Origin of the sequence: Lichenicola sp. (assembly GCF_965198575.1) — a bacterium.
GTDB lineage: Bacteria > Pseudomonadota > Alphaproteobacteria > Acetobacterales > Acetobacteraceae > Lichenicola.
The window spans coordinates 2,564,971-2,576,847 of the sequence record NZ_OZ240671.1; the positions used below are offsets into that span (position 1 = coordinate 2,564,971).

Annotated in this window: 10 protein-coding genes; all 10 read left to right on the forward strand. The window is 66.4% G+C overall.

The features are described 5' to 3' along the window. The first annotated feature begins 103 nt into the window (after positions 1–103). The 10 genes from ACOEQ2_RS11580 (at position 104) to ACOEQ2_RS11625 (ending at position 10,930) form a co-directional block, all read left to right on the forward strand. Positions 104–343 carry a hypothetical protein gene (locus ACOEQ2_RS11580; RefSeq protein ID WP_419728135.1) on the forward strand — a complete coding sequence of 80 codons (240 nt, stop codon included), beginning with the start codon at positions 104–106 and terminating at the stop codon, positions 341–343. Between the two features lie 158 nt (positions 344–501). Then, positions 502–1,584: a phosphate ABC transporter substrate-binding protein PstS gene (gene pstS, locus ACOEQ2_RS11585; RefSeq protein WP_419728136.1), complete on the forward strand. Its 1,083-nt coding sequence runs from the start codon at positions 502–504 to the stop codon at positions 1,582–1,584. Between the two features lie 72 nt (positions 1,585–1,656). Continuing rightward, the gene (gene pstC, locus ACOEQ2_RS11590) at positions 1,657–2,616 is read left to right on the forward strand and encodes a phosphate ABC transporter permease subunit PstC (protein ID WP_419728137.1); all 960 of its coding nucleotides are present in this window, start codon (positions 1,657–1,659) and stop codon (positions 2,614–2,616) included. A 17-nt stretch (positions 2,617–2,633) separates the two neighbouring features. After that, positions 2,634–3,539 carry a phosphate ABC transporter permease PstA gene (gene pstA / locus ACOEQ2_RS11595; RefSeq protein WP_419728138.1) on the forward strand — a complete coding sequence of 302 codons (906 nt, stop codon included), beginning with the start codon at positions 2,634–2,636 and terminating at the stop codon, positions 3,537–3,539. 39 nt (positions 3,540–3,578) lie between these two features. Then, entirely contained in the window at positions 3,579–4,379 is an 801-nt protein-coding gene (gene pstB / locus ACOEQ2_RS11600) for a phosphate ABC transporter ATP-binding protein PstB (protein ID WP_419731203.1), read from the forward strand. Positions 4,380–4,503: 124 nt separating this feature from the next. Beyond that, positions 4,504–5,229 (forward strand): phosphate signaling complex protein PhoU, encoded by a 726-nt coding sequence (phoU, locus tag ACOEQ2_RS11605; protein WP_419728139.1) that lies wholly within the window; start codon positions 4,504–4,506, stop codon positions 5,227–5,229. A gap of 128 nt (positions 5,230–5,357) precedes the next feature. Further along, positions 5,358–6,002, forward strand: a complete 645-nt coding sequence (phoB, locus tag ACOEQ2_RS11610; protein WP_419731204.1) for a phosphate regulon transcriptional regulator PhoB — start codon at positions 5,358–5,360, stop codon at positions 6,000–6,002. A gap of 46 nt (positions 6,003–6,048) precedes the next feature. Continuing rightward, positions 6,049–7,407, forward strand: a complete 1,359-nt coding sequence (locus ACOEQ2_RS11615) for a sensor histidine kinase (RefSeq protein ID WP_419728140.1) — start codon at positions 6,049–6,051, stop codon at positions 7,405–7,407. 199 nt (positions 7,408–7,606) lie between these two features. Then, entirely contained in the window at positions 7,607–9,334 is a 1,728-nt protein-coding gene (locus ACOEQ2_RS11620) for a hypothetical protein (protein ID WP_419728141.1), read from the forward strand. Positions 9,335–9,598: 264 nt separating this feature from the next. After that, positions 9,599–10,930 (forward strand): MFS transporter, encoded by a 1,332-nt coding sequence (locus ACOEQ2_RS11625; protein ID WP_419728142.1) that lies wholly within the window; start codon positions 9,599–9,601, stop codon positions 10,928–10,930. Positions 10,931–11,877 lie beyond the last annotated feature (947 nt).

Consider the following 11,877-nt stretch of genomic DNA (forward strand, 5'->3'; position numbering starts at 1 on the left):
CGGGCCCATATCCTTTGCCACAATTCAGTCATGCCGGGTCACGGATCGCGCCGGGTCGCGCCGACGTGGCCATACCGGGCGGTGCGCCCAGGAGAGACAGACCATGGTCAGACGTCACAAAGAGGAAGAGATCGCCGGCATCCTGGAGTTCGAGGGACGCGGAGCCGAGGACCCGATCCTGCTGGAGTGGCTGGCCGACCATCGTGCCCGCAACGGCGGCAAGATCCGCGTCAGCCAGGGTGGCAAGGGTACGCGGGTGATGTTCAGCAAGGCCGCCGACATGGCGTTCTGGCAGCAGCGTTCGGACCAGGTCACCAAGGGCCGCAAATCCTCCGCGTCCTGAGGGGCTTGTCCCTCACGCGCCGAAAGGATCATTTCGCTCGGTAACCGTTGTCATGCAACGGTCACGAGACTGCAACAGGGACGCCACGGCTAAAGCCTACAAGCCGGCGCGTCCGCAGGCCTTCAGATGCGGCACCTTTCCTGAAGGAAATCCCAATAATGCGCTCCACGTCGAAGATGGCCCGCCAGTCTCCGAAGCACCGGCTCTCACTCGCCTGCGGAACCAGCCTGCTGCTCGGGCTCGGCTTCATCGGCGCCACCGCTTCCGGTGCCCGCGCCGTCGACATCACCGGTGCCGGGTCGACCTTCGCGGCGCCGATCTACGGCGCCTGGGGTGCTGCAGCGAAATCCGCCATCGGCGTGGCGCTGAACTACCAGGCGCTGGGTTCGGGCGCCGGCCAGAACCAGGTGATCGCCCGCACCGTCGATTTCGGCGCCTCCGATGCACCGGTGCCGGAAGCGAAGCTCGCCGCCAACATGCTGATCCAGTTCCCGACGGTGATGGGCGGCGTCGTGCCGATCGTGAACCTGCCCGGGATCGCGCCGAACCAGATGCACCTGACCGGCGAAGTGCTGGCCGACCTGTTCTCGGGCGCCATCACCACCTGGAACGACCCCAAGATCGCCGCCCTCAACCCCGGCCTGAAGCTGCCCGAGACGGCGGTGGCTGCGGTGCATCGCGCCGACGGGTCCGGCACGACCTTCGTGTTCACCTCGTACCTGGCTAAGGCCAGCGCGTCGTGGAAGTCCAATGTCGGTGCCGCCAGCTCGATCTCCTGGCCGACCGGCGCCGGCGCCAAGGGCAATGACGGTGTGGCCGCGACCGTGCGCAACACCGAGGGTGGCGTCGGCTACGTCGAGTACGCCTATGCCGACAAGAACCACCTGACCACCGTCGAGCTGAAGGACAAGGCCGGCGCGTTCGTCGCCCCGAACCTCGAAAGCTTCACCAAGGCCGCCGCCGCTGCCGACTGGGCGGGTGCCAACGAGTTCGCCGTCGACCTGCTCGACACCCCGGGCGAGGGCGCCTGGCCGATCGTGTCGGCCACCTTCGTGCTGCTGCCGACCAACCCGAAGGACCCGGCGCGCAGTGCGGCGGTGCTGAAGTTCTTCGACTGGGCGTTCGATAACGGTGCCGCCACGGCCCGCTCGCTGCAGTACGTGCCGCTGCCGGCCGCGGTGCAGGCGAACGTCCGCCACGCCTGGACCAACGTTGCGGGTGCACCCGCCATGAGCCGATAAGGAGCGACGCGACAGGCCGGCGGGGAAACGACCCATGGGTGAAGAGTGAGCCTCTCGACCAGCGGATCCCCGATGCATCAGGGTCCCGGCCAGCCCGGGGCCCCGGGCACCGGGCGCGACTGGGGTGATCCGGCGTTCGGCGGCCTGGTTCGCGCCTGCGGCATCCTGGTGCTGCTGCTGATCGGCGGCATCATCGCGGTGATGCTGATCGGCGGCCGGCACGCGTTCGCCACGTTCGGCTGGCACTTCCTCACGAGTTCGGCCTGGAATCCGGTGCTGCAGCATTACGGCGCGCTGGCACCGGTGTTCGGCACCATCGTCACCTCGTTCATCGGCCTCGCGGTGGCGGTGCCGCTGGCGTTCGGCGTCGCCTTCTTCCTCACCGAGATGGCGCCGGCCTGGCTCTCCAGCCCGATCGGCACGGCGGTCGAGCTGCTGGCGGCCGTGCCGTCGATCATCTTCGGCATGTGGGGCTTCTTCGTGATCGTGCCGATCATGGCGCGCGACATCCAGCCGGCGCTGATCCACAGCCTCGGCCATGTGCCGCTGCTGCATCCGTTCTTTTCCGGAGCACCCTTCGGCACCGGACTGCTGACCGGCGGGCTGATCCTGGCGGTGATGATCACGCCGTTCATCGCGGCGGTGATGCGCGACGTGTTCAACTCGATGCCGCCGGTGCTGAAGGAGAGCGCCTACGGCCTCGGCTCGACACGCTGGGACGTGATGCGCCAGGTGGTGCTGCCGTGGTCGCGCACCGCGGTGATCGGCGGCATCATGCTCGGGCTCGGCCGGGCGCTGGGCGAGACGATGGCGATCACCTTCGTCATCGGCAACACCAACCGGATCAGCGCCAGCCTGTTCTCGCCCGGCAACACCATCGCGTCGCTGATCGCGCTCGAGTTTCCCGAGAGCGAGGCCGGCAGCCTGAAGCTGTCGTCGCTGCTCGCACTCGGCTTCATCCTGATGGTCATCTCCTTCATCACCCTGGCCTGCTCGCGCATCCTGCTGCGACGCGGCCAGGCGATGCGATAGGGCGGGGGGTAGCCGACATGTCCCCGACCCTCACGCAGAACGCAGGTCCCTCGACCAATCCGGTCCGCGAGCGCACACGGCAGAATGCCGGATTGCTGCGCCGGCGCCGGCTGGTCGACAGCACGGTGACGGTGCTGTGCGCGCTTGCCACGCTGATCGTTCTGGCAGCGCTCGCCTCGATCCTGTTCACGCTGGTCTCGGACGGCATCCGCGGCCTGACCTTCGACACGCTGACGCGGGTGACCTCGCCGCCGGGCAGCGGCGGCGGGCTGCTCAACCCGATCCTCGGCAGCATCATCCAGACGGCCCTCGCCACCCTGATCGGAACCCCGGTCGGGCTGCTCGCCGGCATCTATCTGGCCGAGTACGGCGCCGGGTCGGTGATCGCCAATTCGGTCCGCTTCGTGTCCGACATGCTGCTCTCGGCGCCGTCGATCCTGGTCGGGCTGTTCGTGTACCTGATCCTGGTGGCGCCGGTCGGACACTTCTCGGGCTTCGCGGGTGTCGCGGCACTCGCCATCCTGGTGGTGCCGATCGTCGTGCGCACCACCGAGGACATGCTGCGGCTGGTGCCGATCTCGATGCGCGAGGCCGCCGCGGCGCTGGGCGCACCACGCTGGAAGGTGGTGCTGCTGGTGTCGGTGCGGGCCGCACGGGCCGGGCTGATGACCGGCGTGTTGCTGGCGGTCGCCCGCATTGCCGGCGAGACCGCGCCGCTGCTGTTCACCTCGCTCGGCAACCTGAACTGGTCGGTATCGCTCGCCCGCCCGATGGCGAGCCTGCCGGTGACGATCTACCAGTACGCGGGATCGGCGTACAATGACTGGGTGCAGCTTGCCTGGACCTCGGCGCTGCTGATCACCACCGGCGTGCTCCTGATCAACATCATTGCCCGCTTGGGCTTGCGCAGACAGGACAGGTAGATGGACGAGCGCACAAACCGCACCGTGCAGGTTCCGGCAATGACCTCGTTTGCCTTCTCGGGCATCAACGCGGCCCCGGCGAATGCGCCGGCGAAGATCGCGATCCGCAACCTGGACTTCTTCTATGGTGCGTCGCAGGCGCTGAAGTCGATCACCATCGATTTCCCGGTGCGGCAGGTGACCGGCATGATCGGGCCGTCGGGCTGCGGCAAGTCAACGCTGCTGCGCGTGCTGAACCGGATGTACGACCTGTATCCGGGGCAGCGCGCGACCGGCGAGGTGCTGCTCGACGGCGAGAACATCGTCGGCCCGCATGTCGAGACCAACCAGCTGCGAAGCCGCGTCGGCATGGTGTTCCAGAAGCCGACGCCGTTCCCGATGTCGATCGCCGACAACATCGCCTTCGGGGTGAAGCTGCACGAACGGCTGTCGAACGCCGACATGGAAGCCCGCATCGAGGATGCGCTGAAGCGGGTGGCGCTGTGGGGCGAGGTCAAGGACCGGCTTCGCAGCAGCGCCGGCTCGCTCTCCGGTGGTCAGCAGCAGCGGCTGTGCATCGCGCGCACGATCGCCACGCGGCCCGAGGTGATCCTGCTCGACGAGCCGACCAGCGCGCTCGACCCGATCAGCACCGCCCGCATCGAGGAGCTGCTCGACGAACTCAAACGTGATTTCACCATCGTCATCGTGACGCACAACCTGCAGCAGGCCGCGCGCTGCGCCGATCGCGTGGCGTTCTTCTACATGGGCGAGCTGGTCGAGGTTGATGCCGCCGACCGCCTGTTCACCACGCCGAAGCAGAAGCGGACACAGGACTACATCACCGGCCGGTTCGGTTGAGAGTGTCCGGGGCCGCTCCGCTCCGGTTCTCCACATCCACGCTGAGCGCTGCGCTCTCACTCGGCACAACACGTTCCCGAACACTCTCATGTCCGCGACGGTCATAAGGCTTCGAAGGTAGATCATGGCAAACAGTGAGCCTGGCCACATCGTCAAGAGTTACGAGCAGGAGCTGAACCAGCTTCGTGCGCTGATGGCGCGCATGGGGGGACTGGTCGAGAACCAGACGGCGCATGCGATCTCGGCGATCATCGACCACAACGCCGACAGCGCGCAGATGGCGATGGAGCAGGACCCCGAGGTCGACGCCCTCGAGCGCGAGGTCGAGGCCCGTGCGATCAAGCTGCTGGCACTGCGCGCGCCGATGGCCCAGGACCTGCGCGAGATCGTTTCGGCGCTGAAGGTCACCAGCGATCTCGAGCGGATCGGCGATTACGCCGCCAACGTCGCCAAGCGGTCGCTGCGGCTGGGGCCGGCGAGCCTCGACATCTCGCTGGGCGGGCTGCGCAACATGGGCCGGCTGGTGCAGGAAAGCCTGCGCCTGGCGATCGACGCGCTCGGCCAGAACGATGCCGGCAAGGCGCTCGACGTGTGGCGGTCCGACAAGGCGATCGACGAGATCTACACCGCGATGTTCCGCGAGCTGGTCACCTACATGATGGAAGACCCGCGCAATATCGGCGCCTGCACGCACCTGCTGTTCATCGCCAAGAACCTCGAGCGGATCGGCGACCATGCCACCAACATCGCCGAGCGCGTGCATTACTCGGTGACCGGCGAGATGCTTCCCGCGAGCCGCCCGAAAGGCGGCGGCAGCAGCGGCTTCGTATCCGATGGAGTGACGCCATGAACCAGTTGAGCGGCTTCCCGCGCACAGGTGCCACCAAGGAGCCGGCGGTCAGCCGCCGCGCTCCCGCCGCACGCGAGGAGGTGCGATTGCGCGTGCTGGTGGTCGAGGACGACCCCTCGCTCGCGGTGATGCTGCGCTACAACCTGGAGAAGCTCGGCTACTTGGTCGACGAGGCGGCGGACGGCCAGGAGGCGCTGCTGCGCGTTGCGGAAACCACGCCGGACATCGTGCTGCTCGACTGGATGCTGCCGAGCCTGTCCGGCATCGAGGTGTGCCGCCAGATCCGCCGCCGGCCACAGACGCGGGACCTGCCGATCATCATGCTGACCGCGCGCGTCGAGGAGCAGGATTCGATCCGCGGCCTGAACATCGGCGCCGACGACTACATCACCAAGCCGTTCAGCATGGAGGCGCTGGCCGCCCGGGTGCGCGCGCTGCTGCGTCGGGCGCAACCGCAGGCGGTGGGTCGCACGTTGCGTTTCCACGATATCGTGCTGGACGGCGCGGAGCATCGGGTCCAGCGCAACAACCGGCCGATCCATCTGGGGCCGACCGAATACCGGCTTCTGGAGTTCCTGATGCAGCACCCGCGCCGGGTGTTCTCGCGCGAGGACCTGCTGAATGCGGTGTGGGGTGCCGACATCCATGTCGAGGCGCGCACCGTCGACGTGCATATCCGCCGGCTGCGCAAGGCACTGAACGGCCCGGACGAGATCGACGTGGTGCGCACCGTTCGCACCGCCGGGTACGCACTCGACCTCGACGCACTCTGACCACGCTGCCGTACCTGGACTGAAGCCGGCTGACGACGGAGGGCCGATGTTCGAGCTCAGCTGGTCGGTTTGCGGATCCGTCATCCTTCTGGCGGGCACCGGCGCGGCGCTGTGGCGGCAGCGGCACCATGCCTGGTTCCGTACGGCTGGCGGGAGCCGCGCCATTCAACGGCGCGCCTTCCAGTCGCTCGGCCCGGCACCGCCGCCCCGCGACGATCCCGATGCGCCGCTTATGGAATCCCCGCTTCGGTTCGGCACCGGCCGCACCTCATCCGGCGCCTCATCCGGCACGGAATCGAATGAGCCGGAGCGCCGCTGGCTGCTCGGCGAGCTGATCGACCTGCTGCCGCATCCGGTGATCGCGCTGCGCCATGACGGCCATCTGCTGCATGCGAACGAGGCGGCGCATGCGCAATTCGGCGACGCGCTGGCCTCGCTGCTGCGCCACAAGCTGCTCGGCGACGCGATCCAGCGGCTCGCCCACACCACGGCGGTGGATGTCGAGCTGGCGGTGGACGTGCCGATCCGGCGCGTGCTGCGTGCGACCTTGCGTGCAGAGGGACGTCCGGAGGGGCCCGGCCGCGGGCCCGGGGTGATCCTGCTGTCGCTGACGGACCGCTCGGAGCAGGAGGCGCTCGAGCGGATGCGCGCCGACTTCATCGCCAATGCCAGTCATGAACTGCGCACGCCGCTCGCCAGCCTGATCGGTTTCATCGAGACGCTGCAAGGACCTGCGGCGAACGATGCGCCGGCGCGGATCCGTTTCCTCAGCATCATGGCCAGCCAGGCCGCGCGGATGCGCCGGCTGATCGACAACCTGCTCAGCCTGTCGCGCATCCAGATGCACGAGCATGAGCGTCCGAGCGGGCTGGTCGCGGTCGATGCGTTGCTGCGCCACGTGGCGGACGAGCACGAGCCGCAGATCAAGGCGAGCGGGATCACGCTGAGCATCGAGATCGAGAGCAACCTGCCGCAGGTGCCGGCGGATGCGGACCAGCTCGTCCAGGTGCTGCACAACCTGCTCGACAACGCACTGAAATATGCCGGCCGGCGGGATCGGGCCGGGCGGGTGCTGCTGGCGGCGCGGCGGCCGGATCCGGGGCGCGATCCCTCCGCGGACGGAGTCGTGCTGGTGGTCGAGGATGACGGGCCGGGAATCGCCGCGCAGCATGTGCCGCGGCTGACCGAGCGGTTCTACCGGGTCGAGGAAGGTATTGCCGGCAAGGCCGGGAGCGGGCTCGGCCTAGCCATCGTCAAGCACATCGTCGGGCGGCATGCAGGCCGTCTGGTCATCGATGGCCGCCCCGGCTTGGGTGCACGCTTCAGTGTCTGGCTGCCGCCGGCGATCCCGCGGGCCGCCGCGACCGGATCGGCCGGACCGGCGTGGCCACGTGTCACGCCGTGAGACTGCGCGGTCACCAGGGTGAACCTGTTGCTCCGATGTCACGCGAAAACAGCCACTTGCCACTAGCGATCACAATCGCGTGGTCTTGAAACCGTCATGATAGTATCGCCGAACCGACACTCATCCAGAACGAACTTTTGGCTATTCGTTCCGCAGCCGAGCGGCAGGGGGGTTCCTGTCGGGCAGGGAATTTAAATTGATGACAAGACGCTCCTTCCCGAAGGCGGGCCTGCTGGCCGCAACTGCGCTAGGCAGTGCGGCCATCACATTTGCCCCCGCGATGGCCGACACGACGACCACGCAGATCAGCTCGATCGAGAAGCAGATCCACGCGCTCGAAGGTCAGCTCAACCACATGAAGCACGACCTCTCCGCCCGCGGCGAGGAAGTGAAGGCGGCGCGCACCGAGGCCGCCACGGCCAGCCGCCAGGCGCGCGAAGCCGAGGAGCGGATGGGGCCGGTTCGTTACGATGCCAGTGGTCGTCCGCTACCCCCCGGACCGCTCTCGGCACCGCCCGGCTATATTTATAGCGGCTCGGGTTCGCCCTACATGAACACGGCCAATTATCCGGCCTACGTGCCGAGCGGTCCGAAGCTCAAGCAGGGCCAGTTTGCGGTCGGCGGCGTGCGCGTCACCCTCGGCGGCTTCATCGAGGCGGCCGGCATCTACCGGACCCGCAACGAGACCGCCGACATCTCGTCCAGCTTCAATACCGGCATCCCGTATCCGCAGAGCCCGAACTACGCGCAGGGCGAGTTCCGCGGCACCGCCCGTCAGAGCCGCTTCTCGCTGCTCGCCGAGGGCAACCCGGATGATCACACCACGCTCAGCGCCTATTACGAGACCGATTTCAACAGCTCGGGCGTGACCTCGAACTCGAACGAGAGCAACAGCTACACGCTGCGCACCCGCCAGCTGTTCGCGCAGTATGCCCGCTCCGATCTCGACTTCCTCGTCCTCGGCGGCCAGGCCTGGTCGCTGCTGACGATGAGCAAGGCGGGCATGGCCGGCCGCAGCGAGGATCTGCCGTCGGTCATCGACGCCCAGTACGTCCCTGGCTTCGTCTGGACCCGCAACGTCGGCCTGCGCGTGGTGAAGGGCTTCAACCACGACAAGATCGACGTCGGCGTGTCGGTCGAGAGTCCGCAGGACAGCTACTCGCAGACCGCGACCTCGCTGCCGGGCGCTACGCTCAACACCACCAACGCCGGCCTCGGCGGCAACGGCTCGACGCTCAACTCGCTCGCCACCTACTCGACCGAGTATGCGCCCGACGTGATCGCCAAGGTCACCGCCGATCCGGGTCGCGGCCATTACGAGCTGTTCGGCGTCGCGCGCTTCCTGCATGACCGCGAGAGCGTGGTCGGCAGCGGCGTCAACAACACCGTCCTCGCGGGCGGCGGCGGTGCCGGCATGACCTTCCCGATCATCCCGAAGGTTCTCGATTTCCGCGGCTCGTTCATGGCCGGCGAGGGCATCGGCCGCTACGGGTCGGCGCAGCTCGCCGATGCCACGATCGCCCGCAACGGCGCGCCGCAGCCGCTGCCCGAGGTCATGGCGCTGGCCGGCCTGACGCTGCACGCCACCAAGGCGCTCGACTTCTACACCTATGTCGGCACCGAGCAGATCACCCACCGCGAGGCCTACAGCATCGGCAAGAACAACTACGGCTACGGCAACCCGCGCTACTCCAACGTCGGCTGCGACGTCGAGCTGAGCACCGGGACCTGCACCGCCAACACCTCGGGCGTCGTCCAGGGCACCATCGGCACCTGGTGGAAGTTCCTGCACGGCAGCTACGGCACGATGCAGACCGGCATGCAGTATTCCTACACCAAGAAGTCGATCTTCAGCGGCGTCGGCGGCGATCCGAGCACCAACGAGAACATCGTCATGTTCTCCTTCCGCTACTATCCGTTCCAGTAGGAAACTCCCTGTATCGGGGGCCGGCCGGAAACGGTCGGTTCCCGGGCATCACGGACAGGAAAGGCCGGGGTTCGCTCCGGCCTTTTTTGCGTCCCGGTCGCGGGAGCCGGGCACTCCCTGGCGGTCGTGGCCTTTCCCAGTCGGCGCGAGCGGGGCATGATCGCTTCCAAGGCTCGGGGCGCGGCATGGCCGGCCACACGACCATCTGGGAAGGAACACGCATTGTCTTTTGCGAGCTCGTCGGCGCAACCGCCGCAATCGGCCATGGACAGTGCTGTCCGCCACCTGGTCAGCCACTACAACCCGAAGGGCAACCGGGTCGGCTGGCTGATGATCTCCTCGATCCTGATCGAGGCGTGGGATCTCTACTCGATCGCCTTCGTGCTGGTGTTCATCCGCGAGCAGTACCATCCGGGCCCGCTGCTGCTGGGCCTGGCCGCCGCCGGCACCCAGGGTGGCGCCATGGTGGGCGCGTTGCTGGGAGGCTGGCTGTCGGACCGGATCGGCCGGCGCATCATGTTCCTCTCCACGATGATCATGTTCATCGTGCTGGCGCTGGCGCAGGCCTTCGTGACCAGCGTGGCCTGGCTGGTGGTGGTGCGCTTCCTGCTCGGCGTGCCGCTCGGCAGCGACATCTCCAACGGCTTCACCTACATCATGGAGAGCATGCCGAAGGGCAAGCGCGAGGTGATGGGCAACCGCTGGCAGTTCATGTTCGCGCTGGGCGAGGTGCTGACGCTGGCGGTGATCGCCGTGCTGCTCGTCACCCACCTGCCGCACGAGCTGATCTGGCGGGTCACGCTGGGGCTCGGTGCGTTGCCGGCGCTGGTGATCCTGCTGATGCGCCACAACCTGCCCGAGACCGCCGTGTGGCTGGTCCGCCGCGGCCGGTTCCGCGAGGCGAAGGCGGTGGCGCGCTCGATGTATGACGATCCGCTCGACATGCTGCCCGACGAGGACGTGCTGGTGCCGCGGCCGCGTGCGTCGGCGTTCCTGGCCGACATGCGGCGCGATCCGATCCGCTGGCGTGCGACGATCTTCGGCTGGATCGCCTGTTTCGCGCAGGGCAGCGAGTTCTCGACCTTCGCCTTCTACCTGCCGACGCTGTTCCTGAGCGTCGGCGTCAGCACGATCCTGGGGACCGACCTGGTCACCATGGGGCTCTATGTGCTGGCGGCGATCTCCGGCTGGGTCGGCCCGATGCTGACGCCAAAAATCGGCCAGCGCGGCATCAGCATCGCGGGGTTCGGCATCGTGCTGGTGTCACTGGTGGTGGCGGCGTGGGCGCTGTGGACGTCGCACCTGGTGATCCTGCCGATCGCGGCGGCGACGATGCTGTGGGGCCACTACTGGGACGCGTCGAACTGCATGACCATCCCGACCGTGGTGGCGAAGCCCGAATATCGCGGCACCGCCAGCGGCTTCGCCTACATGTTCGTCAAGCTGCCGTCGTTCCTGGCGATCTTCCTGTTCCCGGCGCTGTTCGCCGCGATCGGCCATGCGGGGGCGACGCTGTTCGTGGCGATCTTCCCGCTGGCGGGGCTTCTGGCGGCGATCTTCATTCTGCCGGAGATGTACGGGTTCGAGCATGATTAAATGGAAGATCATGGGGCATTTCAAGATCAACGCAAGCTTACCAACCGTGGAGGAACTAATTATTCTGAGTTTGGCATGTCTGAAGAAGCGCTGGTGCTTGAGGGAGTTGACCACCGGCGCCTGATCGCGACCCATCCAGATCTTACTCTCCCGCGAGCGGAGCTTCGACGTGTACTCCAAGGGGCAATCGCGGTGATAAGTACAACTAACGCAATGAGTAAGAGAAGCACGAGCGTAAGGTTGCTGATCTCCGTTATGCAGTCCGGCTTTGTTGCACAATAGATAGAAGCTTTCCGCTCAAACGGCCCAACGTGTTCGAGGGCGACGGCAACCCCGGCCGCCAAAGCACTTCCTGTAGCTCCCAGCAACACAATCCCAGCGGCGTAGGGGAATAAGCTAGCTGACGACGCGCTAAAGCTTGCGAAGGCTATAAAACCGTTTAGCGTTTTGCCTTCAGCCGCCTTCTCGCGCCAGTGATAGATTGCCAACCGGGAGGCGAGTTTTGCACCTAGTTGAGACCTTGCTGGTGACGTGTCACCGGCGAGATATTCGGCCCAAAGATTATGTTCCAGGCGCCGAACCTTCCGAAAGGGTGCGTGCTGTATGACTAAACGGTGCTGAAGGTCGCGGATCAGAAAATAGTGGACGGCGGTAATACGGAAATCGCCGCGGTTGGTCAACTCTAGAATGCGCTGAGGATAGCTACGTCGCTCGTTAAGACGTAACTCCGTGAGTTCTAAACGTCCTGTTGTCGATGCAAAGAACCGATCACCTGCGACAAGCTCCGAGCTGAATAAATCAGCGGTCGGGCCGAGTAGCTCTATCCGTACACGAATGTAGACTGCGCCTCGCCTACTTTCGTTGATCCGGCGACAAAAGGGCTCAACGAATACAATCCGGCTCCCAACTGTGTTTTCTTCCTGCTTAAAGGGCTCTATTAATATGTC